21 protein-coding genes and 1 pseudogene are annotated in these 24782 nt (G+C 75.8%); 8 read left to right on the top strand and 14 right to left on the bottom strand.

Annotation, left to right across the window (positions count from 1 at the left end; all coding sequences use genetic code 11):
• The first annotated feature begins 67 nt into the window (after positions 1–67).
• The 3 genes from ACYQBY_RS10945 (at position 68) to ACYQBY_RS10935 (ending at position 5292) form a co-directional block, all read left to right on the top strand.
• Positions 68–1732, top strand: a complete 1665-nt coding sequence (locus ACYQBY_RS10945; RefSeq protein ID WP_459643894.1) for a histidine kinase N-terminal 7TM domain-containing diguanylate cyclase — start codon at positions 68–70, stop codon at positions 1730–1732.
• Positions 1733–1875: 143 nt separating this feature from the next.
• Positions 1876–3543 (top strand): GGDEF domain-containing protein, encoded by a 1668-nt coding sequence (locus ACYQBY_RS10940; RefSeq protein WP_459643893.1) that lies wholly within the window; start codon positions 1876–1878, stop codon positions 3541–3543.
• 51 nt (positions 3544–3594) lie between these two features.
• Positions 3595–5292 (top strand): histidine kinase N-terminal 7TM domain-containing diguanylate cyclase, encoded by a 1698-nt coding sequence (locus ACYQBY_RS10935; RefSeq protein ID WP_459643892.1) that lies wholly within the window; start codon positions 3595–3597, stop codon positions 5290–5292.
• Positions 5293–5378: 86 nt separating this feature from the next.
• Here ACYQBY_RS10935 and ACYQBY_RS10930 read toward each other — a convergent pair whose 3' ends face one another.
• Positions 5379–6470 (bottom strand): zinc-dependent alcohol dehydrogenase, encoded by a 1092-nt coding sequence (locus ACYQBY_RS10930; protein WP_459643891.1) that lies wholly within the window; start codon positions 6468–6470, stop codon positions 5379–5381.
• Positions 6471–6822: 352 nt separating this feature from the next.
• On the opposite strand from ACYQBY_RS10930, the gene ACYQBY_RS10925 reads away from it, so the two are divergent.
• A complete protein-coding gene (locus ACYQBY_RS10925) occupies positions 6823–7086 on the top strand; it encodes a hypothetical protein (RefSeq protein WP_459643890.1) in 264 nt (87 codons plus the stop codon).
• A 68-nt stretch (positions 7087–7154) separates the two neighbouring features.
• Here the strand turns inward: ACYQBY_RS10925 and ACYQBY_RS10920 are convergent, their stop codons facing one another.
• From ACYQBY_RS10920 to ACYQBY_RS10875, 10 genes are all read right to left on the bottom strand, one after another.
• Positions 7155–7694 carry a gamma carbonic anhydrase family protein gene (locus ACYQBY_RS10920; protein WP_459643889.1) on the bottom strand — a complete coding sequence of 180 codons (540 nt, stop codon included), beginning with the start codon at positions 7692–7694 and terminating at the stop codon, positions 7155–7157.
• Positions 7691–8632, bottom strand: coding sequence for an amidohydrolase family protein (locus ACYQBY_RS10915; RefSeq protein ID WP_459643888.1), 942 nt, complete (start codon positions 8630–8632; stop codon positions 7691–7693). Before ACYQBY_RS10915 ends, ACYQBY_RS10920 begins: the two co-directional genes overlap by 4 nt.
• Positions 8629–9438: an enoyl-CoA hydratase gene (locus tag ACYQBY_RS10910; protein WP_459643887.1), complete on the bottom strand. Its 810-nt coding sequence runs from the start codon at positions 9436–9438 to the stop codon at positions 8629–8631. The genes ACYQBY_RS10915 and ACYQBY_RS10910 overlap by 4 nt, the downstream gene beginning before the upstream one ends.
• Positions 9435–10607, bottom strand: a complete 1173-nt coding sequence (locus ACYQBY_RS10905; RefSeq protein WP_459644379.1) for a CaiB/BaiF CoA transferase family protein — start codon at positions 10605–10607, stop codon at positions 9435–9437. The genes ACYQBY_RS10910 and ACYQBY_RS10905 overlap by 4 nt, the downstream gene beginning before the upstream one ends.
• Before the next feature lie 146 nt (positions 10608–10753).
• On the bottom strand, positions 10754–12148 hold the full coding sequence (locus ACYQBY_RS10900) for an ABC transporter substrate-binding protein (protein WP_459643886.1): 1395 nt from the start codon (positions 12146–12148) through the stop codon (positions 10754–10756).
• A 33-nt stretch (positions 12149–12181) separates the two neighbouring features.
• Complete coding sequence (locus tag ACYQBY_RS10895) at positions 12182–13078, bottom strand: carbohydrate ABC transporter permease (protein ID WP_459643885.1); 897 nt, start codon at positions 13076–13078, stop codon at positions 12182–12184.
• Positions 13075–14052: a carbohydrate ABC transporter permease gene (locus ACYQBY_RS10890; protein WP_459643884.1), complete on the bottom strand. Its 978-nt coding sequence runs from the start codon at positions 14050–14052 to the stop codon at positions 13075–13077. The genes ACYQBY_RS10895 and ACYQBY_RS10890 overlap by 4 nt, the downstream gene beginning before the upstream one ends.
• Positions 14049–14978: an NAD(P)-dependent oxidoreductase gene (locus ACYQBY_RS10885; RefSeq protein WP_459643883.1), complete on the bottom strand. Its 930-nt coding sequence runs from the start codon at positions 14976–14978 to the stop codon at positions 14049–14051. Before ACYQBY_RS10885 ends, ACYQBY_RS10890 begins: the two co-directional genes overlap by 4 nt.
• A gap of 47 nt (positions 14979–15025) precedes the next feature.
• Positions 15026–15793: an RraA family protein gene (locus ACYQBY_RS10880; RefSeq protein ID WP_459643882.1), complete on the bottom strand. Its 768-nt coding sequence runs from the start codon at positions 15791–15793 to the stop codon at positions 15026–15028.
• Positions 15794–15998: 205 nt separating this feature from the next.
• Positions 15999–17174 carry a fumarylacetoacetate hydrolase family protein gene (locus ACYQBY_RS10875; protein WP_459643881.1) on the bottom strand — a complete coding sequence of 392 codons (1176 nt, stop codon included), beginning with the start codon at positions 17172–17174 and terminating at the stop codon, positions 15999–16001.
• 261 nt (positions 17175–17435) lie between these two features.
• On the opposite strand from ACYQBY_RS10875, the gene ACYQBY_RS10870 reads away from it, so the two are divergent.
• Positions 17436–18950 carry an aldehyde dehydrogenase (NADP(+)) gene (locus ACYQBY_RS10870; RefSeq protein ID WP_459643880.1) on the top strand — a complete coding sequence of 505 codons (1515 nt, stop codon included), beginning with the start codon at positions 17436–17438 and terminating at the stop codon, positions 18948–18950.
• 107 nt (positions 18951–19057) lie between these two features.
• On the top strand, positions 19058–19768 hold the full coding sequence (locus tag ACYQBY_RS10865) for a GntR family transcriptional regulator (RefSeq protein ID WP_459643879.1): 711 nt from the start codon (positions 19058–19060) through the stop codon (positions 19766–19768).
• A 47-nt stretch (positions 19769–19815) separates the two neighbouring features.
• On the opposite strand, the gene ACYQBY_RS10860 is transcribed toward ACYQBY_RS10865, so the two are convergent.
• Both ACYQBY_RS10860 and ACYQBY_RS10855 read right to left on the bottom strand, forming a co-directional pair.
• Positions 19816–20991, bottom strand: a complete 1176-nt coding sequence (locus ACYQBY_RS10860) for an RtcB family protein (RefSeq protein ID WP_459643878.1) — start codon at positions 20989–20991, stop codon at positions 19816–19818.
• 217 nt (positions 20992–21208) lie between these two features.
• Positions 21209–21592: a hypothetical protein gene (locus ACYQBY_RS10855; protein ID WP_459643877.1), complete on the bottom strand. Its 384-nt coding sequence runs from the start codon at positions 21590–21592 to the stop codon at positions 21209–21211.
• Between the two features lie 301 nt (positions 21593–21893).
• On the opposite strand from ACYQBY_RS10855, the gene ACYQBY_RS10850 reads away from it, so the two are divergent.
• Positions 21894–23243: a bifunctional o-acetylhomoserine/o-acetylserine sulfhydrylase gene (locus ACYQBY_RS10850; protein WP_459643876.1), complete on the top strand. Its 1350-nt coding sequence runs from the start codon at positions 21894–21896 to the stop codon at positions 23241–23243.
• 71 nt (positions 23244–23314) lie between these two features.
• Entirely contained in the window at positions 23315–24496 is a 1182-nt protein-coding gene (gene metX / locus ACYQBY_RS10845) for a homoserine O-acetyltransferase MetX (RefSeq protein ID WP_459644378.1), read from the top strand.
• A gap of 42 nt (positions 24497–24538) precedes the next feature.
• Here metX and ACYQBY_RS10840 read toward each other — a convergent pair.
• A pseudogene (locus ACYQBY_RS10840) lies at positions 24539–24782 on the bottom strand (C4-dicarboxylate transporter DctA); the annotation flags it as partial.

Raw genomic sequence — 24782 nt, 5'->3', positions numbered from 1 at the left:
GTGCGGGGCGCTCCTGACGATGCTCGCGGGAGGGGCCGCCGGACGGCGCCCGCGGGAGGAGGTGGACGTGCTGCTCTGGCAGCCCTGGGCGCTGCTGTTCGCCGTCTCCGCCCTCGCCTCCCTGTTCGCCGGCCGCATCATGTGGCGCCGCCGCCGCGACACCGGCGCCGCGGCCGCCCTGCTCGTCGTCCTGCTCGGCACGGCCGAGTGGTCCGCGGCCAAGGCCGTCGGGCTCAGCCTGGGCTCCGTGGCCGGCCAGTTCCACCTCAGCCAGGTCGCCTTCCCCGGCATCTGCGCGGTCGTGCTCGGCTTCCTCTGCCTCGCCCGCGCCATGTGCGACCGGCGCTGGCGCTGGCGCTGGCGGCGCGAGGGGCTGCTCCTCGTGCCGCCCGCCCTGCTGACGGCCGGGCTTCTCACCAACCACCGGCACGAGCTGTTCGCCCGCGGGCTGCGGCTCGCGGGCGAGCCACCCGTGCTGACGTACGAGCAGGGACCGCTGTTCTGGATCCACACCTGCTACAGCTACGTGCTCCTCGGTGCCGCCGTCGTGCTGCTGCTGCACGGGGCGCGGCGCGTCTCGCGCGGGCACCGGCGCCGCTACCTCTGGCCGGTCGTCGCCGGTGTCGTGCCGACCACCGGCAACGTCGTGGGCCTGTGGCTGCTGCCCGGCGCGCTGCCCGTGGACCTGACCCCGGTGCTCTTCCTCGTCACCGCGGGCGCCTGCTGGTGGGCGCTGGAGCACTCCGCGCTGCCCGACGTGGTGCCCATCGCGCTGCACCAGGTGGTCGCCGCGATCGGCGACGCGGTCGTCGTCGTGGACCGGCGCGAGCGCGTCCTGGAGGCCAACCCGGCGGCGGTCGCGCTCCTGCTGCGCGCCCCCGTTCCGCCCATCGCGGCGCACCCCGGCGGGCAGGGGGGCCGGCCGCTGCTCGGCGTACCCCTGCAGGAGCTCACCGGCGCCCTCGGGATCCCGCTCGACGAGACCTCCCCGCGGCAGCGGACCGTCACGGCGCCCAGCGGCGGGACCGTCCTCGACGTGCACACCTCCCCCCTCACCGACGACCGCGGCACCTGCATCGGCTGGGCGATCGTGGCCCGCGACGTCACGGAGTCGCTGCGGCAGCAGCAGGAGGTGCTCGCGGCGAACGAGGCGCTGCGGGAGCAGCTGGAGCTGGTGGAGCGCCTGCGGGCGGAGCTGGCCGAGCAGGCGCTGCGCGATCCGCTGACGGGGTTGTTCAACCGCCGCCGCATGGTGGAGGTGCTGGAGCGGGAGGTGCCGGCGACGCTGGCGGCGGGGCGGCCGGTGAGCCTGCTGATGATGGACGTGGACCGCTTCAAGCAGGTCAACGACACCCACGGCCACGCCACTGGCGACGCCGTCCTCGTCGGCATGGCGGCCGCCCTCGCCGGGGGTGTCCGCCCCCGCGAGGTCCTGGCCCGGTTCGGCGGGGAGGAGTTCGTCGCCGTCCTGCCCGGCGTGGGCGAGGCCGAGGCCCTCGCACGGGCCGAGGACTGGCGCGCCCGCTGCGCCGCCGTGCGCGTGCCCGGCGGGGGCGCGGCGGTGGGCACCACCATCAGCATCGGGCTGGCCACCGCCTCCGGCTCGGCCCCCGTGGGCGCCGAGGCCCTCCTGGCCTGCGCCGACGCGGCACTCTACGAGGCCAAGCGCGGCGGGCGCGACCGCGTCGTCCACGTCCCCGCGGGCACCGCCCGGGTCGCCGCCCGGCGCTGACACCCGGCGCTGACGCCCGGCACCGACGCGGCAGTGACGCCCGGCGGCTCCAGCGCGGCGGGCCGGATGCCGATGCCAGAGCAGGACCCGGGACGGACCCGGTGCGGATCCGGTGCGGATCCGGGCGTGGAGGAGGTGGGCGCGTGCTGCACTGGCAGCCGTGGGCGGCGATCTTCGCCGTGTCCGCGCTCGGCTCGCTCCTGGCCACCGCGGTGATCTGGCGCCGGTGCGGCCGCTCACCGGCGGCCGCCTCCCTCCTCGCCGTCACCCTCGGCGCGACCTGGTGGTCCGGGACGCGCGCCGTCGGCATGAACTTCGCCGACCTCGGCGTCCAGACGGTCTTCTCCTCCCTCATCTACCCCGGCGTCGGTGCCGTCGTGGCCGGGATCTACTGCCACGCCCGGTCCCTGTCGGACCGCCGCTGGCGCTGGCGCTGGCGCCGGCACGGCTGGCTGCTCGTGGAGCCGGTCCTCGCCTCCGCCGCGGGCCTGACCGACGTGTGGCACGGCCTCTTCCGCTCCGGCTACCGCTTCGTCGGCGACCCGCCCGTGCTGCACTCCGGCCCGGGGCCCCTCTTCCAGGTCCACACCGCCTACAGCTACGCGCTGCTCGGGGTGGCGTTCGTGGTCCTCCTGCGCAACGCCTTCCGCGTCACCCGCGCGCACCGGGCGCGCTTCCTGTGGCCCATCGTCGCCGGCCTCGTGCCCACCGCGGGCAACGTCGTCAGCGTGTGGGTGCTGCCCGACATGCCGATCGACCTCACCTCCGTGCTGTTCCTCGTCACCGCCCTGCTGTGCGCCTGGGCGCTGCACAACTCCGCGCTGCCGGACGTGCTGCCCGTCGCCCTCAGCCAGGTCGTGGAGACCATCGGCGACGCCGTGCTCGTCGTGGACCGCGCCCAGCGGATCGTCGAGATCAACCCCGCCGCCGAGGACCTGCTGCGCCGGCTCGTGCCCACCGCGCCCGAGCGCCTCGTGGGCGCGTCCCTGCGCGGGCTGGCCGACCCGCTGGGGGAGAGCCCCGACACCACCGCCCGCACCGAGCGCACCGTGGAGGTGGAGGCGCTCGGCCTGCACCTGAACCTGCGCACCGCACCCCTGACCGACTCGGGGGGCGCCTGCATCGGCTGGGTGCTGGTGGCCCGCGACGTCACCGAAAACCTCCGCCAGCAGGCGGAGCTGGAGCGGCAGCGGGCCGAGGCGGTGGCGGCGAACGAGGCGCTGCGGGAGCAGCTGGACCTGGTGGAGCGCCTGCGCGTGGAGCTGGCCGAGCAGGCGGTGCGCGACCCGCTGACGGGGCTGTTCAACCGCCGCCGCATGGTGGAGGTCCTGCAGCGGGAGGTGCCGGCGACGCTGGCGGCGGGGCGGCCGGTGAGCCTGCTGATGATGGACGTGGACCGCTTCAAGCAGGTCAACGACACCCACGGCCACGCCACCGGCGACGCCGTCCTCATCGGCATGGCCCGGGCCCTGGCGCAGGGCGTGGGCGAGCGGGAGCTGCTGGCCCGCTTCGGCGGGGAGGAGTTCGTCGCCGTCCTGCCCGGCTCCTGCCTCGGGGACGCCCTGGAGCGGGCCGAGGCCCTGCGGGTGCGCTGCGCCCGGGTCGAGGCCGCCGGCGCCGGGGGTGCGGCGGTGCGCACCACCATGAGCATCGGCGTGGCGACCCTGGACGCCGGCGTGCACACCGCCGACGCCGTGCAGAGCCTCCTGCTGGCCGCGGACGGGGCCCTCTACGCCGCCAAGGCCGGAGGTCGCGACCGCGTCGTCAGCGCCGGCGTGCAGAGCGCACCGATCGCGCACTCCCGTGCCTGAGCGGGCCACCCCCGCGTCACCGGCGGACCGGGCGGGAGGCAGGGTGAGCACGTGGCGAGCGTTCTCCAGTGGCAGCCGCTGAGCCTGCTCTTCGTCGCGGCCTCGGTCACCTCCCTGCTCGCGGCCCGGGTCATGTGGCGCCGCCGCCACGAGACACCCGCCCTGGCGACGCTGCTGGTGACGATGCTGGGCCTGGCCCAGTGGTCGGGGGTGACGGCGCTCGGCATGAGCGTCGTGGGGCTCACGGCCCAGTCCGTGCTCCTCGACGCCATCTACCCGGGGGTCTGCGCCGCCGTCGCGGGCATCTTCTGCCACGCGCGGGCCATGGCGGACCGGCGCTGGACGTGGCGCTGGCGCCGCGAGGGCCTGCTGCTGGTGGAGCCCGTCCTCGTGGTCCTGGCCACGGTCACCAACCCCTGGCACCACCTGTTCCGGGGCGGCTACCACCTGGTGGGGGACACCGGGGCGCTGCGCTCGGTGCCCGGCCCGCTGTTCTGGGCGCACACGTACTACAGCTACGCGCTGCTGGCGGTGGCCGCCTTCGTCCTCCTGCGCAGCGCCGTCCGCTCGCCCCGCGTGCACCGGCGCCGGTTCCTCTGGCCCGTCCTCGGCGGGCTGGCCCCGGCCGTGGGCAACGTGGTCAGCGTCTGGCTGCTGCCGCACGGCCGGAGCGTGGACTTCACCTCGATCTGCTTCCTCGTCACCGCCGGGACGTTCTGGTGGGCGCTGCAGCGCTCCGCCCTGCCGGACGTGCTGCCCGTCGCGCACGGCCACGTCGTGGAAACCATCGACGACGCCGTGCTCGTCGTGGACCGCCGCTACCGGATCGTGCAGCTCAACCCCGCCGCCGACGCGCTGCTGCGCCGGACGGTGCCGTCGGCGCCGCCGCAGCTCGTGGGGGTGGAGCTGCCCGGGCTCACCGGCGCGCTGCGGCTGCGCTTCGACGAGAACGCCCGCGCGCAGCGGACCTTCCCGGTGCCCGCGGCGGACCTGGAGCTGGACCTGCGCACGACCCCGCTGACCGATGCGCGGGGCGCCTGCATCGGCTGGGTGCTGGTGGCCCGCGACGTCACCGAGGTGCGCCGGCGGCAGCAGGAGCTGGAGCGGCAGCAGGCGGAGCTGGAGCGGCAGCGGGCGGAGGCGGTGGCGGCGAACGAGGCGCTGCGGGAGCAGCTGGAGCTGGTGGAGCGCCTGCGGGTGGAGCTGGCCGAGCAGGCGGTGCGCGATCCGCTGACGGGGTTGTTCAACCGCCGGCGGATGGTGGAGGTGCTGGAGCGGGAGGTGCCGGCGACGCTGGCGGCGGGGCGGCCGGTGAGCCTGCTGATGATGGACGTGGACCGCTTCAAGCAGGTCAACGACACCCACGGCCACGCCACCGGCGACGCCGTCCTCGTCGCCGTGGCCCGGGCCCTGGCGCAGGGCGTGGGGGAGCGGGAGCTGCTGGCCCGGGCCGGTGGTGAGGAGTTCGTCGTCGTCCTGCCCGGGGTGGGGCGCGCCGAGGCGCTGGCCCGCGCCGAGGCGCTGCGGGTGCGCTGCGGGCAGGTCGAGGTGACCGGTGCCGGGGGCCGGGCGGTGCGCACCACCATGAGCATCGGCGTGGCGGGGCTGCCGGGAGGGATGCTGCCGCCTGATGCGGCCGGGCGCCTGCTGGCCACCGCGGACGCGGCCCTCTACGCCGCCAAGACGGCGGGCCGCGACCGCGTGGTCGACGGCGGCGTCCCCTCCCCGGTGCTGCCCTCGCCGCGCTGACGCGGGGCGGTGGCCGTGGCCTCCCGCCCCGCGCCGGCGGCGGTGCCGGGGTGCTGCGTCAGGGGCGCTGCGTCAGAGGCGCGGTGTCAGGGGTGCAGCAGGACCTTCAGCGCGCCGGAGCGGCTGCCCAGCAGGTCCAGCGCCTCCTGGGCCTGCTCGATCCCGAACTCGTGGGTGACGATCACCGAGGGGTCGAGGATGCCCTGCGCGAAGGCGCGCACCGCGTACGCCCACGCCCGCCGGGGGGCGCCGAAGACGGTGAGCACGTGGACCTGGCTGGTCACCAGCTCCAGGGAGGACAGGTCGTCGGCGTCCTCGCCGGGGATGCCGGTCAGCACGACCCGGCCACCGGGGCGGCCGAGGCGGGTGGCCAGGCGCGCCACACCCGGCACGCCCGCGGCCTCGATCACCGCGTCGAACGTGCCGAACAGGCCCTCGCGCTCCGCCTCGGCGGACAGGGCGTAGTGCGCGGCCCCGCAGCGGCGGGCCAGCTCCTCGCGGGAGGCGTTGTGGTGCAGCACCGTGACCTCCGCGCCGGTGCCCCTGAGCAGCTGGGTCGCGAGCAGGCCGAGCGCGCCGGCGCCGATGACCGCGACCTTCGAGCCGACGGTCAGGTCCGCCAGCAGCACGGCCTCCGCGACGCACGCGGCCGGCTCGATGCCCGCGGCGGCGCGCAGGTCCGCACCCTCGGGCAGGAGGTGCAGGAGGCTGGAGGGCAGCACGAGGTAGTCGCTCCAGCCGCCGGGCAGGGTGAAGCCGGTCTCCTCGTAGGGGGTGCTGCCGCCGTCGGGGTCGCCGGCCACGGACGCGGGGTTGGTCAGGGAGGGGCGGATGCCCTCGCCGACGACCGGCCTGCCGACCAGCGCGGCGTCCACGCCCTCGCCCACGGCGGCCACGGTGCCGGACCACTCGTGGCCCGGGACGACGGGGTAGCGCACGTACTGCGCGGGGCGCGTGCCGGCGAGGACCTCGCGGTCGGAGCCGCAGATGCCGCACCAGGCCACGCGGACCAGCGCCTCGCCGGGGCCGGGGGTGGGCACCTCCACGTCGACGACGGCGAGCTCGCCGGGGCCGCTGACGAGCACGGCCCGCGCCCGGCCGGGGAGCTGTGCGCCGTCGGCCGGGACGGCGGCGTCCTGCCCGCCCCGCCCGGTGGTCTCCTGTGCGGTCATGCTCATCCCCGTACCCCCTCCGGCACCTCACCGTGCCTGACCTGCGCAGCGCGCAGCCGTGCCTGTTCGCGCGGAGCCGGTCGTGCATCCGCTGGCACGACTGTAGAGCAACTTGTTAACGCTCACATCGAGGTCACCCGACTGGGTGCCCCTCGCGGGGCCCCGGCGTGCGCCGGCCGCCGCCCGCCGGGCGCCCACGTCCGCGCCTCGCGGGTCGATCTGCCTGTGCCGCAGGGAATGTGCTGCCGGTAGGGGGTGTTGTACAGGATGTCCGCGCGCTGCGGCGAGATCTTCGCCGGCGGTCCCGCCTCCTCCCCGTGCGGCGCCGGGGGAGGTCTGCCCGACGGAAGGGGCGAACATGAAGGGCGATCGGGTCGAGGTCGTCGTCGACGCGGGTGGCGGCACCCGCACCTACGAGATCGGGGCCACCCGCGCTGGGCGCAGGGTGGAGGTCAGCCACGGCCGCGGGCTGGTGGAGGTCACCGAGGTCACCCGTGGCGGCACGCCCGTGCGCACCGCGAGGTTCCTCTCCGCGCGGGTCGTCGCCCTCGTCGAGCACCCCGCCGCCGACGTGGTGGCGGAGGACGACGAGCCGGTGATCCCGCTGCGCCGCGGCGCCTGACGCACCCGGCCGCGCACGCGGGGACCTCCCGCGCGCGTGGCCCGGGTGCGGCCCCCCCCCCGGGCCCGTCAGGTCGCCGGGCCGGTGGCCGCGCGGTGGAGCGCGGTGAGGTCCCGGTACGCCGGTGCGTTGCCGCGCACGCGCTCGGCCTCCTCCGGGTGCAGCGCCCGGCGCACCACCCCCGGCACCCCCGCCACGAGCGAGCCCGCCGGGACGAGCGCGCCCTCGCGCACCACCGCCCCGGCCGCGACGAGCGAGCCGCCGCCCACCACCGCCCCGGTCAGGACCACGGCACCCATCCCGACGAGGGCGCCGTCCTCCACGGTGCAGCCGTGCAGGACGGCCCGGTGCCCCACGGACACCCCCGACCCCAGCACCACCGGCCCGTGCTCGTCGGCGTGCACGACGCAGCCGTCCTGGACGTTGCTGCCCTCGCCCACCTCGATGGCGGCGCCGTCGGCGCGCAGCACGCAGCCGTACCAGACGCTCGCCCCCGCCGACAGCGTCACCGAGCCCACCAGCACCGCTCCCGGCGCCACCCAGGCCTGCGGGTGCACCGACGGCACCCGCCCGCCGAGCGCGATCAGCACGGGCCCCGGCGCGCTCACCGCGGCACCCCCGCCCGCACGCCGAGCCCGTACCAGCGGGTGGCGGTGCCGCCCGTGACCTGCGCCAGGTCGTCCCCGGCCACCCCGGCGGCCGCGACCGCCGCCCGCAGGTCGGCCCACGCCCGCCCGTACCCGGCGCGCAGCAGCACGACCGGCCAGTTGCTCGCCAGCAGCAGGCGCCCCGGCCCGAACCGCTCCACCGCGACCGCGACGTACGGGCGCAGCTCCTCCGGCCGCCAGCGGCCCCAGGAGGTCAGCACGTCCAGGCCCACCGACACCTTCAGCGCCACCCCGGGGCACGAGGCGAGCGCGGCGACCTGCCGCTCCCACGGGGCGCGGTCGCCGGTGTCGAGGGGCGGGCGGGCGAGGTGGTCGACGACGACGCGCAGCTCCGGCACCGCCTCGGCCAGGCGCAGGACCGCCGCGACCTGCCCGGCGGTGACGGGCACGACGTCCCACGCCAGGCCCCGGGCGGCCAGGTCGCGGAACAGCCCGACCGTCGCCGGGGCGGCCAGCCACTCCAGCGGGTCGCGCGCCACCAGGCAGCGCACCCCCCGCCAGGTGCCGTCGCCCGCGCGGTCCAGCTCGCGCCGGGCGGCCGCCGGCTCGCGCAGGGGCAGCCAGCCCACGACCCCCGCCACCGAGGGCGTGGTGCGGGCGTACGCGGCGAGCCGGTCGTTCTCCGCCGCCTCGTCCACCGACTGCACCAGCACGGTCGCGTCCACGCCGGCCGCCGCCAGCTCAGGCGCGAGGTCGCCGGGCCCGTAGTCCCGCTCGATCGCGCCGTGCGCCGCCGTGCGCCACGCCTGCTCCTGGGCGGCCACCCGCCAGAAGTGGTGGTGCGCGTCGACCGTGCGGGCCGGGGCGGGGGAGCCGCCGGGGTCCTGCACGGGGTCCTGCACGGGGTCCTGCACGGGGTCGGGTGCCTGCGTGGTCAACGGCCCTCCCAGCGGGGTGCGCGGTGCTCGAGGAACGCGGTGACGCCCTCGCGGAAGTCGGCGCTGCCGTAGCAGCGCAGGAGCAGGTCGGAGTCCTCCACCGCCGCGGCCGCCGCGGCCAGGCGCCGGTCGACCTCCTTCAGCGCGGCCAGGGTCAGCGGCGCCCCGGCCAGCACCCGCCCCAGCAGGCCCGCCACCGCCTCCTCCAGCCCGTCCTCCTCCACCAGGAGGTGCACGAACCCGGCGGTGGCGGCCTCCCGGGCGTCGAGCAGCCGCGCGGTCAGCAGCATCGCGGTGGTGCGGCCGGTGCCCAGCCGCCGCTGCAGCCGCGCGACGACGGCCGCGGGGATGCAGTTGCCCAGCGTGCGGGCCACCGGCACGCCGAAGCGCGCGCCGGGGGTGGCCACGAGCACGTCGCAGAGCGCGGCCAGGGCCAGGCCCGCACCGACCGCCGGGCCCTCCACGACGCCGACGACGGGGACCCGCACTCCCGCCAGCCGCTCCAGCACCGACCCCACCCGGCGCTCGTAGGCCAGGCCGTCCGCCCCGTCGAACCCGGCGAACTGGCGGATGTCGGTGCCCGCCGCGAACGCGCCCCCCGCTCCGCGCAGGACGACCACGCGCACCGACGGGTCCGCCGCCACGTCGTCGCACACCCCGACCAGCCGGTCGTACATCTCCCACGTCAGCGCGTTGCGGCGGCCGGGGTTGGACAGCACCACGTGCAGCGCCCCGCCCTCCCGGTGCACCAGCACCGCCCCCGCGGTGGGGGTGCCCGCGTCCCGCCCGGCGGCCGGGGCGCTCACGGCTGCGCCGGGACGGCACCCGGCTGCGCCGGCACCTGCACGCCGGCCACCTCGCCGAGGACCTCCTCGGTGTGCTGGCCCAGCAGCGGCGGGGGGCGGCGGACCACCGGCGGGGACGCGCTCAGCCGCAGCGGGGACGCCAGCACCGGCACCGTGCCCTCCACCGGGTGCTCCACGCTCGTCACCATGCCCCGCGCCCGCACGTGCGGGTCCTCCTCCAGCACCTGCCGGTAGTCCTGGATCGGCCCGGCGGGCACCCCGGCGGCGAGGAGCACCTCCACCCACTCCGCGGTGCCGCGGGCGGCGAGACGTTCCTCCAGCACGGCCTCCAGCTCCCCCCGGTGGGCCATCCGGCCGACGTTGGTGGCGAAGCGCGGGTCGTCCGGGAGGTGCCCCAGCTCCAGCGCGCCGCACAGCCTGCGCCACAGCCGGTCGTTGTTGGCGCCCACGGTGACGTACCCGTCGCGCGTCGCCAGCGCCTGGTAGGGCGCGGACATGCGGTTCGCCGAGCCGAGCTTCTGCGGCACCAGCCCGGTGTCCCACCACTCGGTGGACTCCCACACGGCCAGGGCGAGGGCCGACTCGAACAGCGACGTCTCCACCCGCTGGCCCCGGCCCGTGCGCTGCGCCACCACCCACGCGGAGAGGATGCCGATGGCGCAGAACAACCCCGAGCCGAGGTCGGCGACCGGGATGCCGCTCTTGACCGGCCGCCCGCCCGGCTCGCCCGTGATGCTCATGACCCCGGTCATCGCCTGGGCGATGAGGTCGTACCCCGGCCGCTGGGAGTACGGGCCGTCCTGGCCGAAACCGGAGATGCTCGCGTACACCAGGGCCGGGTTCAGTGCCGAGAGGGTCGGGTGGTCCACGCCGAGGCGTGCCGCGACGCCGGGGCGCCAGTTCTCCACCACGACGTCCGCGCCGCGCACCAGCCGGTGGAAGGCGGCGAGGCCCTCGGGGGACTTCAGGTCCAGCACGACGCTGCGCTTGTTGCGGTTCAGCGACAGGAACGCGCGGCTGTCCTCCCCGCGGCCGGTGCGCCCCCACGAGCGGCGGGTCTGGTCCCCGCCGTCGGGGTTCTCCACCTTGATGACGTCGGCACCCAGGTCGGCCAGCACCATCGTGCAGAAGGGCCCCGCCATGATCTGCGTCAGGTCCAGCACCCGCATGCCGCTGAGGGCGCCGGGGGCGTCCGGCTCGACGGCTTCGTCCACGGTTCTCCTCCAGGTCCGGTGGGGTGGCTCGGGTGGCCGGGGCGGGGGGGGGGGGGGGGGGGGGGNGGGCGCGGCGCGTCGCCACGCCCACCACCGCGTCCTCAGCCCGCCGCGAGGGCGGCGTCCACCTCGTCGACGAAGGCGGCCGCCACGTCCTCGACCTTCTCGCCGCCGAGGCTGATCCGCTCGTAGGCGCGGGTGAAGGCCGCCTCGAAGTTCGCCTGGTAGCCGGGCGGGTAGACGACCGTGGGCGGGTCCTCGGCGACGATCTCCTGGAAGAGCTCCAGCAGGTGCTTCTGCGCCGGCGGCAGGTCAGGGTTGCCCAGCTGCGCCTCGAGGTGCTCGCGGTTGGTCACCGCCCCGTTGTTGGACGCGAACAGCGCGGCGCCCTCGTCGTCGTTGATCCAGAAGTTGACGAACGCCGCGGCGGTCGGCACGTTGTCGCAGTTGACCGGGATGGCGAAGCCGGACGTGAACAGCACGTTCCCGGAGCCGCCGGAGTCCGAGGGGTAGCGCACCGTGGTGAGCTGCTGGCCGGTGCCCTTGCCGTCCAGCGTCTTCTGGGCGGGGCCGAGGGCGTTGCCGGGGTTGGTGTCCAGCATGACCTGGCCCTGGGCGACGTAGCTCTGCTCCGTCTGCGTCGGCTGCTCGGAGGTCTGCTGCGGCGTCGTCGTGGCGCCCTCGGCGCGCAGGGACTCCCAGAAGTTCCAGTACTCCACCAGCGTCTTCTCCTGGAACCCGATCTTCGTGCCGTCGAAGAGGTCCTCGCCGTGGCTGCGGACCCAGGCGATGAAGTAGTTCGGCCGACCGCCGCCGAGGTTCGCCGCGGGCACGCCCTGCGGCAGGCCGGCCTTCGCGCGGCGGATGTAGTCACCGAAGTCGTCCCACGTGTAGCCGTCCGCGGGCAGCCCCACCCCGGCCTGCTCCGCGAGCGTCTGGTTGACCATCACCGCGTCGTAGGCGGCGCCGTACGGGATCTCGTACAGCTTCCCGTCGAGGCCGCGGCCGGTGTCGAGGACCTCCGGCGGGATGGCGGAGACGTCGATCGCCCCGGAGTCGATCATCGGCTGCAGGTCGAGGAACACGCCCTTGGTGGTGTAGTCGTTGAGCTGGCGGCCCTGGACCTGCGTGACGCACGGCATGTTGCCGCTGGAGGCCTGGACGTTGAGCCGCTGCCAGTACGCGCTGAAGTCGGCGAACTCCGACGTCACCGTCGTCCCCGGGTTGGCGTCCGTGAACAGCTTGGCGACGCCGTTGGTGAGCTCCACGCGCGGGCCGGACCCCCAGAACGCCAGCCGGATGTCGCCCTTCACCTCCCCCTTGCCGTCGACGGCGGCGCCGCTCGACGTGCCGGGCCCCGGTGCCTCCGCGGCACCGCGCGAGGTCCCCCCGGAGCAGGAGGTGGTCAGGAGGGCGAGGGTGGCGAACCCCGCGGTGAGGGCGGTGGCGTGCCGCCGGGAGCGGGCGGGCCCGCGGGGTGACCTGCGAGTGGACATCGTCGTTCCTCTCGTGCGGTGCATCGGGGTGGGCTACTTCAGGCCGCTCGTGGCGATGCCCTCGACGAGCAGGCGCTGGGCCAGCAGGAAGAAGGCGACGATCGGCGCGAGGGAGAGGGTGGCCATCGCGAACAGCGGGCCGAAGGCGGACTCCCCGCCGGTGGAGTCGAGGAAGGCGTTGAGGCCCTGCGTGACGGTCCAGCGGTTGGGGTCGTTGAGGTACAGCAGGGGGCCGAGGAAGTCGTCCCAGGTCCGGATGAACGTGAACAGCGCGGTGGTGGCCAGCGCGGGGACCGACAGCGGGAGGATGACCCGCCGGAAGATCCCGACGTGCCCGCAGCCGTCCAGCCGGGCGGCGTCGTCCAGCTCCCGCGGCAGCGTGCGGATGAACTGGACCATGAGGAAGATGAAGAACGCGTCGGTGGCCAGGAACTTCGGGACCACCAGGGGCATGATCGTGTTGATCCAGGCCAGCTCGTTGAACAGCACGTACTGCGGGACGAGCGTCACGTGGTACGGCAGGAGCAGCGTGGCGAGCATCAGCCCGAACAGGGTCCGCTTGAGGGGGAAGCGCAGCCGGGCGAACGCGTACGCCGCCAGCGAGCAGGACAGCAGGTTGCCCACGATGCACAGGACCGTGATGACCAGGGAGTTCAGGAAGTAGCGGGAGAAGTTCAGGCCGCTGTACGTCCACCCGTCCCGGTAGTTCGCCAGCGTCGGGTTCGAGGGCCAGACGCTCGTGGTGCCGAACGTCTCGTTCCCCGGCCGCAGCGAGGCGCCCACCATCCACAGCAGCGGGTAGAGGACGACGAACAGGACGGCGAGCAGGAGCATGTGGCGGGCCGCGCCCCGCACGAGCGGGTTGCGGGACTCCCGCCGCCCGAACACCTGCGTCGCGGGGCCCGGCAGGGGGGCGGTCGGGGCGCTCATCTCTCGTCTCCGTAGTGGACCCAGAACCTGGCGGTGGCGAACAGCACCGCGGTGAACAGGCCGAGGGCGACCAGCAGCGCCCAGGCCATCGCCGAGGCGTAGCCCATGTCCAGGTCGGTGAAGCCGCGCTGGTACAGGTAGAGCGTGTAGAACAGCGTCGAGTCGAGCGGGCCGCCGGTGCCGTTGCTGACGACGTACGCCGGGGTGAAGGCCTGGAAGGCGTTGACCGTGGTGAGCAGCACGTTGAAGAAGATCAGCGGCGACATCATCGGCAGGGTGACGCTGACGAGACGCCGCAGCGCCCCCGCCCCGTCCACGGCCGCCGCCTCGTACAGCTCCCGGGGCACCTGCCGCAGGCCGGCGAGGAAGATGATCATCACGGACCCGAAGGTCCACACGCTGAGCAGCACCAGGGTGTAGATCGCCGTGCCGGGGTCCCCGATCCAGCTGCGCCCCTCGATGCCGAACCGCGCGAGGACGGCGTTCAGGACACCGCTGCCGCCGAAGACCTGCCGCCACAGCACGGAGACGGCCACGCTGGCGCCGATGAGGGAGGGCAGGTAGAACGCGGCGCGGTAGAACGGCAGGAAGCGCATGCCGGTGTTCAGCACCATCGCCACGAGCATCGAGGCGACGAGGATGGCCGGCACGGCGATCCCGACGTACTTCAGCGTCACGGCGACGGAGCTGAGGAAGCGCGGGTCCGCGGCCATCAGGCGGTAGTTCGCCAGGCCGATCCACTCCGGCGGCGTGAGGAGGCCGTAGCGGGTGAACGACAGGTACAGGGAGTACAGCATCGGGCCGAGCGTCAGGGCCACCATGCCCACGAGCCAGGGCGCGAGGAACCCGTAGCCGACGAGCGCCTCGCGGGTGGCGAGCGCCCGGCGGGGCGCGGGGCGCGGCGTGCGGGCCGCGGTGCCCGCGGCGGCGCGGGGGGCCGGCAGCGCGCGGGGGGTGGGGTCGACGTCGGTCACGCCCGGTCCTCCCCGGGCCCGCCGGCCGCGCGCGCCGCGGCGGCCGAGGCCTCGACGCGCTCGGCGAGGACCTGCGCCAGCAGACCCGCCACCGGGACCCGCACGTCCGCCGCCCGGGCGGCGGCCACGACCTCGAACAGGTCCTTGCTCCACGGCCGCTCGCGGGGCGGGGTCCCGGCCGCGTCGTAGGCGGCGGCGGTGCGGTCGAAGAAACCCCAGTTCCTGCTCACCCACGACCCGCCCGTGCCGGTGTCGACGACGTCGAGGACGTCGCGGGCGGCGACCCCGTACGCCGCGGCGAGGTCGAGCGCCTCGTGCGCCCCGGCGAGGGCGGTGAGCATCATGAGCTGGTTGGCGAGCTTCGTCGCCGCCCCGGCCCCCGGCGGGCCGACGTGGACGACCTGCCCGGCGAGCGCGTCGAGGAGCGGCCGGGCCCGCTCCAGGTCGGCGGCCGCGGCGCCCACCATGACGGTCAGGTCGCCCTTCTCCGCGCGGTCGGCGCCACCGCTGACGGGGGCGTCGAGGAACGCGACGCCGTGGCCCGCGGCCTCCTGCGCCAGGCGCGCTGCGGTCTCCGGCAGCACCGTGCTGTGCACCACCACGGTGCGCCCGGGGCCGGCGCCGGCCAGCCAGCCGTCCGGGCCGCCGAGGACGGCGGTGACGGCCGCGTCGTCGGGGACGGCGAGCAGCAGGACGTCGCAGGCGGTGAGGTCGCCGGGGCCGGACGCCACCTGCGCCCCGGAACCCGTGAGGGCCGCGGCGCGGGCGGGGTCGCGGTCGAGGACCGTCACGGACCAGCCGGCGCGCAGGAGCGCGAGCACCATCGGCCGGCCGAGGTTGCCGAGGCCGGCGAAACCGACCGCGGTGCCGGGAGGGGACAGGGGGTCCGGCTGCTGTCCTGGCTGCTGTCCTGGCTGCACTGCCATGGTCGCTCCAGCGGGACGGGGTGGGGTGGGCCGGGGGTGCCGGGGCCTCAGAGGCCCTCGTAGTAGGCGACGATCGCGTCGATGTCGACGGAGCGGTCCCGCGGCATGTTCTGCGCGTCGTAGTGCCTGCGGCGGGCGTGCATGTCCGCGAGGAGCACCGCGCGGGCGTGGACGGCGACCTCCTCCGCCACCTCGCGCGGGACGACGATCACGCCGTCGTCGTCGCAGCCCACGATGTCGCCGGGCCGCACCTGCACCCCGCCGCAGGCGATGGTGCCCTGGACCTCGACGACCTCGATGCGCCCGGGGATGATCGTGCGCCCCCGGTAGCGGGTGACGACGGGGGTGCGCTGCAGGACGACCTCGCCGGTGTCGCGGCAGTACCCGTCGGTGATGACCCCGACGGCGCCGCGCCCGACCGCGGCCATCGTGTTCTCCGAGCCCCAGAAACCGACCTCCCGGCCGCCACCGGACTCGGTGACGACGACGTGCCCCGGGGCGAGGTCGTCGGGCAGGCGGGTGTTGGGGTACCTCTCGAACCAGAGGCGGTGCGCCTCGACGATGTCCTGCGTGGACTCCAGCCGCCACATCGGCTTGTTGGAGGGGACGCAGCGGATGGTGGCGGCGTGGCCCCAGAACTTCATGCCGCTCCACAGCGGCCTGATGTCGGGCGCCATGAGGGTGATGTCGAAGTAGCCGATGCCGTCGAGGGCGTCGGCGACGTCGCAGACCCGCAGGTGGTGGTAGAGGCTGCGGACGTCGGAGGGGTCGGCCCGCACGGGCTCGACGGCGGCGGTGGTTGCGGTGGGGGGCATGGCATCTCCTCGCGGCTGGATCGCCCGGGAGAGCACCGCTGATCGCGTGAGAACGCTCTCCCTCGAGCTGGCGGCTATTGTCTACAGCAGTCGATCCGCCCCCCGCAAGGGTCTCGCGGCCCCGTCCGCGCCGGAGACGGGAACCCGGCGGGTGTGTGCGTTCACGCCCGCCGGGAACCGCCCCCGGGCCCGCCCGGGACCGTCCTCAGGCCCCCGCCGGCCCGGTTCCCAGCAGGCCGCGCCCCGCCAGGTTCGCCATCAGCGCGCCGATCCCGAACGTCCACGGCGGCGCCTCCTCCGCCGTGGTCACCGTCCCGACGAGCGCGCCGAGGCGCGGGCTGCTGATGCGGACCACGTCGCCGCGCTCGTGGGTGAAACCCCGCCCCGGCCCGTGCCGGTCCTGCGTCGGGGCGAACATCGTCCCGGTGAAGAGCACGAACCCGTCCGGGTACTGGTGGTGCGCCCCGTGGGCGTGCCGCACGAGGTCCGCCAGGTCCCTGCTGATCTCGCCCACCGAGCTGTGCCCGTCCAGCACGAAACCGTCCGCGCCCTCCACGCGCAGCCGCACCTCGCTGACCCGCGCGTCGTCCAGCGCGTAACCCTCGTCGAACAGCCGCAGGAAGGGGCCGATCGCGCAGGAGGCGTTGTTGTCCTTCGCCTCCGTCAGCAGCAGCGCGCTGCGGCCCTCGAAGTCGCGCAGGTTCACGTCGTTGCCCAGCGTCGCCGCGACGGGGACGCCCGCCGACGTCACCACCAGCACCAGCTCCGGTTCCGGGTTGTTCCACGACGAGCGCGACAGCACGCCGACCGCCGCGCCGTGGCCGACCGCCGACAGCACCGGCGCCTTGGTGAAGATCTCCGGGTCCGGGCCGATCCCCACCTCCAGGTACTGCGACCACAGCCCCTCGGCGGTGAGCACCTCCTTCAGCCGCGCCGCCTCCGGTGAACCCGGCCGCACCCGGGACAGCGCCCCGCCCACCGCGGCCGACACCTTCGCGCGCACCTGCCCGGCGCGCGCCGCGTCACCCGCCGCGCGCTCCTCGACGACCCGCTCCAGCATGCTGCGCACGAACGTCACCCCGGCCGCCTTGAGCACCTGCAGGTCCACCGGTGCCAGCAGGTGCGGGCGGCCGGGATCCCGCACGGGAGAGGCGGCCAGCAGGTCCGCGAGCGGCCAGCGCCGCCCGCCCGGTGCGCTGCGGGCGACCTCGACGGCGTCGGGGCGCTCCAGGAGCTGCGAGACGGTCGGTGCCACGCCCGTCAGGTCGACCACCTCCTCGCCGCGGACCGCCACCACGCAGGGCCCCACCCCGGGGTCCGACACCCTGCCCACCAGCGTCGCGCGCTCGCGGTCCCCGGGGAGCACGTCGTCGTGTTCCATCGCTCATCTCCTGTCCTCGTCCGGCGCGGCCGGCCGGTGCGGTGGTCCCCGTCCGCAGGCCGGAGGGGGTGTGCCGGGTGGTCGGCGGCGGGGTTCCGGCGGGGGTGCGGCGGGGGAGGACCCACCGGATCGCCGCCCCGCGTGGCAAACTCCGCCCGGACCGCCCGGCCGTGCGCGACGGCCCGGCGGCGGATCCGTGCCGCCGGGCGCAGGCCTACCACGGCGAGCTGCTCGCAGGCCATGCTGACGAGGAGGAAACCCATGGACGACGTCGTGAGCGTCGATCCCCGCACCGGGCGAGGCGTGGAGGTGGTCGCCCGGGAGGCGGGCCCCGCGGAGGTCGACGCGCTGTGCCGGCGGGCCCTGGCCGCCGCGCCGGCGCTGGCGGACCTCGGGCGCGCCGGGCGGGCCGCGCTGCTGCGCGCGGCGGCGGACGGGCTGGAGGCGCGGCGTGCGGAGGTCGTCGCGACCGCGGACCGCGAGACCGCCCTCGGCGCCGGTCGCCTGGGCGGTGAGCTGACCCGGACGTGCTACCAGCTGCGGTTGTTCGCCGAGGTGCTGGAGGAGGGTTCCTACCTGGAGGCCACCGTCGACCACGCCGGGGACACCCCGATGGGCCCGCGGCCGGACCTGCGCCGGATGCTGCTGCCGCTCGGGCCGGTCGCGGTGTTCGGGGCGAGCAACTTCCCGCTGGCGTTCTCGGTGCCCGGCGGCGACACCGCCTCCGCGCTGGCCGCCGGCTGCCCGGTCGTCGTGAAGGCCCACGCCTCGCACCCGGCGACGTCGCAGCTCTGCGCCGAGGTGCTCACCGCGGCCGTGGCGGCCTCGGGGGCACCGGAGGGCACGTTCGCACTGGTCCACGGGTTCCGGGCCGGCGCGGACCTGGTCGTCCACCCGGCGGTGCGGGCGGTGGGTTTCACCGGCTCGCTGGCGGGCGGGCGCGCGCTCGTCGAGCTGATCGGGCGGCGGGCGGACCCGGTGCCGTTCTTCGGGGAGCTGAGCAGCCTCAACCCCCTCGTGGTGACCCCGCGGGCGGCCGCCGAGCGCGGCGCGGAGATCGGCCGCGGCGCGGTCGCCTCCTTCACGCTGGGCGCCGGGCAGTTCTGCACCAAACCCGGGCTGCTGCTCGTGCCGGAGGGGCCCGCCGGTGACGAGCTGGTCGGGGCGATGGCGCAGGCGCTGCGCGAGGTCCCCGCCCAGGTCCTCCTCAACGAGGGGATCGCCCGCTCCTACGCCGGTGCCGCCGAGCGCCTGGCCGCCCTGCCCGGGGTGGCGGTCGCCGCGCGGGGCGGGGCCGCGCGCGGAGAGGGTTTCGAGGGGGTCCCGCTCCTGCTGCAGGCCGACGCCGCCGGCCTGCCGCCCGAGCTGACCGAGGAGTGCTTCGGGCCGCTCGCCGTGGTGGCCCGCTACCGGGAGGACGGACTGCTCGACGCCGTGGACCGGCTGCCCTCCTCCCTGACGGCCAGCGTATTCCGCGGGCGCGGGGAGACCGAGCTGCCCGGCGCCGTGGTGCGCCGGCTGGGGGAGCGCGCCGGGAGGTTCGTGTTCGACGCGTACCCCACCGGGGTCGCCGTGTCCTGGGCGCAGCACCACGGCGGCCCCTGGCCGTCGACGAACTCCCAGCACACCTCCGTCGGGGCGAGCGCGCTGCGCCGGTTCCTGCGGCCGGCGACCTGGCAGTCGGCGCCGGCGGAACTCCTGCCGGAGGAGCTGCGCGAGGAGTTCGCGGGGATCCCGCGGCGGGTGGACGGGGTGCTGCGGCCGGCCGGTTCCTGAACCGCCGGGAACCGGTGTGCCGGTCCCTGGCCGCACAGGGTGCCGCGCGCTATTGTCTACAAGGCGGGGGGCGCCCGGTGCCCCGAGACCGAACCCGGAGGCCACCGATGAGCCCACGCGGCGCACCCGCCGCGGTCCCGCCGGGACCGCCCGCCGTCACGGCGCGGATCGACCCGCCCAGCCTCGTCCAGCTCGCCGCCGAGTCGATCCGCCGGATGATCCTCTCCGGCAGGCTCGGGCAGGGCGAGCGGCTCGTCGAGGAACGCCTCACCGAGGAGCTCGGCATCAGCCGGCCCCCGCTGCGGGAGGCCCTGCGCCTCCTGCAGCAGGAGGGCCTCGTGGAGACCCGTCCCCGCCGCGGCTCCACGGTGGCGACCCTCACCGACCGGGACGCCTACGAGATCCTCACCCTGCGCTCGGCGCTGGAACGGCTCGCCGTCGAGCTGGGGGTCCCCGTGCGCGAGCCCGCGCGCCTCGTGCCCTGCCGCGCCGCGCTGGAGCGCATGGAGGCCGCGGCCCGCGCCGAGGACCGCGGGGCCCTCGTGGAGCACGGCTACGCGTTTCACGCCTCCCTCGTCGCCCTCGCCGGGCACCGGCGCCTCGACGACGGCTACGCCGCCGTGCAGAACCAGCAGATGCTCTGCATGGCGCGCAACCTCACCACCCGCGAGCACGAGTACGAGGACCTCCTCGGCCACGTCGCCCGCCACCGCCACCTCCTCGACCTCGTCGAGGCCGGGGACCCCGCCGCCGTGCTGGCGGAGCTGGCCGTGCACGGCGAGCGCTCGTTCCTGCAGCGCCCCGCCGCCGGGCGGTAGACGGGCGACGGGCCGGGGGACGGGTGCCCCCGCCCCCCCCGGTGACCTCAGTCGCCCTTGACGTTCACGACCTGCCGCAGGGTGTGGACGATCTCCACGAGATCCGCGGCGTCCGCCATGACCCGGTCCACGTCCTTGTACGCCAGCGGGTGCTCGTCGAGGAACGCGTCGGTGTCGCGGTACTCGATCCCCGCCATCGCCTCCCGCAGCTGCTCCACGCTGAACCGCTTGCGCGCCTTCGTGCGCGAGAGCCGGCGTCCCGCCCCGTGCGGGGAGGAGTTCAGCGACAGCTCGCTGCCCAGGCCCCGCACGACGTAGCTCGCGGTGCCCATCGACCCCGGCACCAGGCCCGGCCTGCCGGCGTCCGCCTGGATGGCGCCCTTGCGGGAGACCCACAGGTCGCGGCCGAAGTGCCGCTCGTGCTCGGTGAAGTTGTGGTGGCAGTTGATCCGCTCGGTCTCCACCACGTCCTCGCCCATGAACCCCGCGAGGCAGGCGACGACGCGGTCCATCATCTCCTCGCGGTTGAGCAGGGCGAAGTGCTGCGCCCAGCGCAGGTCGCGCAGGTAGGCGTCGAACTCCTCCGTGCCCTCCGTCAGGTGCGCCAGGTCCATGTCGGGCAGGTCGAGGCGGGCCTGCGCGGCCAGGCGCCGGGCCACCGCGATGTGCTGCTGCGCCAGCTTGTTGCCGATGCCGCGCGAGCCGGAGTGCAGGAACAGCCACACCGCGCCCGTCTCGTCCAGCGTCACCTCGATGAAGTGGTTGCCGGAGCCGAGGGAGCCCAGCTGCAGCGCCCAGTGCTCCAGCACCTGCCGGTAGTCGCGCTGCGCCATCGCCTCCAGCTCCGCCACGCGGGGCGCGGCGGTGGGCAGCACCTCCCGGTTGCGCGCGCCCGCCGACAGCGGCACCGCCCGCTCGACCGCCTCCCGCAGCGGCGACAGCCCGGCCCCGCGGGAGGCGCGGGCGCGCAGGTCGTCCCCGGTGAACTGGCTGCGCACCGCGATCATGCCGCAGCCGATGTCCACGCCGACGGCCGCGGGGATGATCGCCCGCTCGGTGGGGATGACGGAACCGACCGTCGCGCCCTTGCCCAGGTGGGCGTCGGGCATGAGGGCCAGGTGCGGCTGCACGAACGGCAGCTCGCTGGTGCGGCGCGCCTGCTCCAGGGTGTCGGGCTCGATGTCCGAGGCCCAGTTCAGCAGCTTGGGGGTGATCTTCTCCACGGTTCCTCCGCCGGTGCTCCCCGCCGGGGCGGGGCTCGGCCCCCGCGCGGGGCCGCCGTCGAGGGTGCAGGCCGCGCCCGGGCCGCCGCACCTGGTTATCCCCCGGGGGCGTCGTCCCCCCTGCCCGCGCCCCCTTGCCCGCGCAGATCCGGAGAAGGGCGCTCCCGGGGGCCCGCCCCGGCGCCCGGACCCGGGGAAGGGCGGGGGAGGGGGTGCCTCAGCCCTCCGCGGCCTCGGCGCGGTCGCACAGCTCGGTGAGGGCGGCGGCGAGCCGGCGCGCCTCGGGCACGGAGAGCTGGGCGAGGTCGCCGACGAAGACGCGCGGGCCGGTGCGGCGCAGCACCGTCTGGTGCCCGTCGGCGTAGGCGAGGTCCGTGCACTCCAGCCGGACCGGGCACGGCCGCTCGTCCCCCTCGTCGCCCTCGCGGGGCACGGTGGACGCCTCGCGCCAGTGCAGCCAGCCGCCCTCCACCTCCGAGCCGTTGGTCGCCCAGGCGGGGGTGCCCCACCGCAGGACGCGCAGCCCGTCGTCGCGGACGGCGGTCGCGGTCGGCGGGGTGGCGGTGCCACCCTCGCCCGGGACGCCAGTCGACTCCGGCATCGGAACCTCCCTGTTCCAAGCTGTGATTAAACAGTTGCCGAACGTGATCGGCGAACAGACTGCCAGAGGATCGCCCGCCGTGCCCGCTCCCCGCCCCGGCGCGCGGGCGGATCCCCCGGCGCGTCCCAGCAGGTGGGAGGAGTTGCTCAGCGGTGCCCCGATGACGGACCATCAGCCCCATGGCTCCCGGCGCGCTCCTCGACGAGTTCTGGCCGGGTCGTCGCCCCTACCTCTTCGACGGCTGGTGTCGGCGGGACAACGCTCCCCGTCCCTGACCGCACCACCCCACCCGGAGAGAACCGTGAGCGAGAACACCCCGTCGTCCGACGCTGCCCAGCCGCGCCCCCTGCGCTTCGAGACCCTCGCCGTGCACGCCGGCCAGGCCCCCGACGCCGCGACGAACGCCCGCGCGCTGCCGATCTACCAGACGACGAGCTACACCTTCCGCGACTCCGACCACGCCGCCGCCCTCTTCGGGCTCGCGGAGGTCGGCAACATCTACACGCGGATCATGAACCCGACACAGGCCACCGTCGAGGAGCGCATCGCGGCCCTCGAGGGCGGAATCGGGGCGTTGCTCGTCGCCAGCGGCCAGGCCGCCGAGACCCTCGCCATCCTCAACATCGCCCAGGCCGGGGACCACGTCGTCTCCAGCCCCCGCATCTACGGCGGCACGTACAACCTGCTGCGGCACACGCTGCCCAAGTACGGCATCTCGGTGACGTTCGTGGACGACCCCGACGACCCGGACTCCTGGCAGCGGGCCGTGCGGCCGGAGACGAAGCTCTTCTTCGCCGAGACGATCTCCAACCCCGCCGGTGACGTCCTCGACATCGAGGCCGTCTCGGGCGTCGCCCACGCCAACGGGGTGCCGCTGATCGTGGACAGCACCATCGCCACCCCGTACCTGGTCCGGCCGCTGGAGTGGGGCGCCGACATCGTCGTGCACTCGGCCACGAAGTACCTCGGCGGGCACGGCACCGCCATCGCGGGCGTCATCGTCGACGGCGGCCGCTTCGACTGGGCCGCCCACGCCGAGCGCTTCCCGGGCCTGACCACCCCGGACCCCAGCTACCACGGCGTCGTCTACACCGACGCCCTCGGCCCCGCCGCCTACATCACCAAGGCCCGCGTGCAGCTCCTGCGCGACCTCGGCCCGGCCGTCGCGCCGTTCAACGCCTTCCTCATCGCCCAGGGCGTGGAGACCCTCGCCCTGCGCGTGGAGCGGCACGTGGCCAACGCCCAGCGCGTCGCGGAGTTCCTCGAGGCCCACCCGCAGGTGGAGTCGGTGCGCTACGCGGGTCTGCCCAGCTCGCCCTGGTACGAGCGCGGCCGCAAGTACGCCCCGAAGGGCACCGGCGCGGTGCTGGCGTTCGAGATCGCCGGGGGCCGCGAGGCGGGCCGCGCCTTCGTCGACGCCCTGACGCTGCACAGCCACGTCGCCAACATCGGCGACGTCCGCTCCCTCGTCATCCACCCCGCGTCCACGACGCACTCCCAGCTCAACCCCGAGGAGCAGCTGACCAGCGGTGTCACGCCCGGCCTGGTGCGCCTGGCCGTCGGCATCGAGCACGTCGACGACATCCTCGCCGACCTCGAGGCCGGCTTCGCCGCCGCACGCGCGGCGGTCCCCGTCGGAGCGGGGGCGTGACGGCCACGGCACGGGACCTGGACGTCGCGGACCTGGACCTCCCGGTGCAGCAGGGGGAGCCGGGCGCCCCGGTGACGGGCACCGAGCCCGGGCCGCCGCCGGCCACGGGGGCGTGGCGGGAGGGCGACCCCGCCGCCGCCCGGCACCTCGCCGACCTCGGCACCCTCCCGCTGCAGCTCGGCGGCGAGCTCCCCGGCGTGCGCCTCGCCTACGAGACGTACGGCCGGCTCGACGCCGACGGCGGCAACGCCGTGCTGGTGCTGCACGCCCTGACCGGCGACGCGCACCTCGCGGGCCCCGCCGGCCCGGGCCAGCCCACCCCCGGCTGGTGGGACGGCCTCGTCGGGCCCGGCCGCGCGCTGGACACCGACCGCTGGTTCGTCGTGGCCGCCAACGTGCTCGGCGGCTGCCAGGGCAGCACCGGCCCGGCGTCGGTGCGCCCGGGCACCGGCGCGCCGTGGGGCTCGGCGTTCCCGCGCATCACCGTCGCCGACCAGGTCGCCGCCGAGGTCCGGCTGTCCGACCTGCTCGGCGTCCGGCGCTGGGCCACCGTCATCGGTGGCTCCATGGGCGGGATGCGGGCCCTGGAGTGGGCCGTGGGGCACCCCGACCGGGTCGGCGCCGCCCTGGTGCTCGCCACGAGCGCCGCCGCCACGGCCGACCAGATCGGGACGCAGTCCGCGCAGATCGCCATCGTCCGCGCGGACGCCGGCTGGCACGGCGGGGACTACCACGACCTGCCGCCCGGCTGCGGTCCGCACGTCGGCCTCGGCCTGGCGCGCCGCATCGCGCAGCTCACCTACCGCACCGCGGAGGAGCTGCAGCTGCGCTTCGGCCGCGACGCGCAGGAGGGGGAGGTGCCGGAGGCCGGGGGCCGCTACGCGGTGCAGTCCTACCTCGACCACCACGCCGACAAGCTGGTCCGCCGCTTCGACGCGGGCAGCTACGTCGTCCTGACCGACGCGATGAACACGTGGGACGTCGGGCGCGGCCGGGGCGGCACGGAGGCGGCCCTGCGGGCCTGCGCCACGCCGCTGGTCGTCGTGGGCGTGGACTCCGACCGGCTGTACCCGATCTCCGAGCAGCAGCTCATCGCGGACACGGCGGGTGCCGCGGTCGGTGGCCTGCGCGTCATCCGCTCCCCGTTCGGGCACGACGGCTTCCTCATCGAGGCCGACCAGCTCGTCCCGCTCGTCCTGGAGTCGCTCCGGCTCGGGCAGCGGGCCGTGCAGCGCTCGCTGCCGCGGTCCTGACCGACGCACGCGGGGGGCGCCCCCCGGGTGCGTGCGGTGGGGTCAGCGCCCGCCCGGGCGGGCGGCGCGTGTCTCGACCTCCACACCGTCCGGCCGGCCGTGGGCGTCGTGCGGGTCGCTGCTCATGGTGGACTCGTCGAAGGGCACCTCGCCCGCGAGGACGCGGCGCACCCGCTCGCCGTCCACCTGCTGCGTCCAGGCGCCGATGACGAGGGTGGCCACGGCGTTGCCGGTGAAGTTGGTGACGGCGCGGGCCTCGGACATGAAGCGGTCGATGCCCACGATG

The organism is Kineococcus anabasis, assembly GCF_054590795.1.
Note: the sequence above shows the minus strand (reverse complement) of the source record. Positions and strands in the feature narration are given on the sequence as shown.

What these genes read in the sequence shown, in the direction of transcription:
- ACYQBY_RS10895 (WP_459643885.1), bottom strand. Translation starts at nt 13,078, where the DNA reads ATGAGCGCCCCGACCGCCCCCCTGCCGGGCCCCGCGACGCAGGTGTTC.
- ACYQBY_RS10905 (WP_459644379.1), bottom strand. Translation starts at nt 10,607, where the DNA reads ATGCGGGTGCTGGACCTGACGCAGATCATGGCGGGGCCCTTCTGCACG.
- ACYQBY_RS10870 (WP_459643880.1), top strand. Translation starts at nt 17,436, where the DNA reads ATGGACGACGTCGTGAGCGTCGATCCCCGCACCGGGCGAGGCGTGGAG.
- ACYQBY_RS10930 (WP_459643891.1), bottom strand. Translation starts at nt 6,470, where the DNA reads ATGAGCATGACCGCACAGGAGACCACCGGGCGGGGCGGGCAGGACGCC.
- ACYQBY_RS10925 (WP_459643890.1), top strand. Translation starts at nt 6,823, where the DNA reads ATGAAGGGCGATCGGGTCGAGGTCGTCGTCGACGCGGGTGGCGGCACC.
- ACYQBY_RS10865 (WP_459643879.1), top strand. Translation starts at nt 19,058, where the DNA reads ATGAGCCCACGCGGCGCACCCGCCGCGGTCCCGCCGGGACCGCCCGCC.
- ACYQBY_RS10855 (WP_459643877.1), bottom strand. Translation starts at nt 21,592, where the DNA reads ATGCCGGAGTCGACTGGCGTCCCGGGCGAGGGTGGCACCGCCACCCCG.
- ACYQBY_RS10885 (WP_459643883.1), bottom strand. Translation starts at nt 14,978, where the DNA reads ATGGCAGTGCAGCCAGGACAGCAGCCAGGACAGCAGCCGGACCCCCTG.
- ACYQBY_RS10880 (WP_459643882.1), bottom strand. Translation starts at nt 15,793, where the DNA reads ATGCCCCCCACCGCAACCACCGCCGCCGTCGAGCCCGTGCGGGCCGAC.
- ACYQBY_RS10875 (WP_459643881.1), bottom strand. Translation starts at nt 17,174, where the DNA reads ATGGAACACGACGACGTGCTCCCCGGGGACCGCGAGCGCGCGACGCTG.
- ACYQBY_RS10900 (WP_459643886.1), bottom strand. Translation starts at nt 12,148, where the DNA reads ATGTCCACTCGCAGGTCACCCCGCGGGCCCGCCCGCTCCCGGCGGCAC.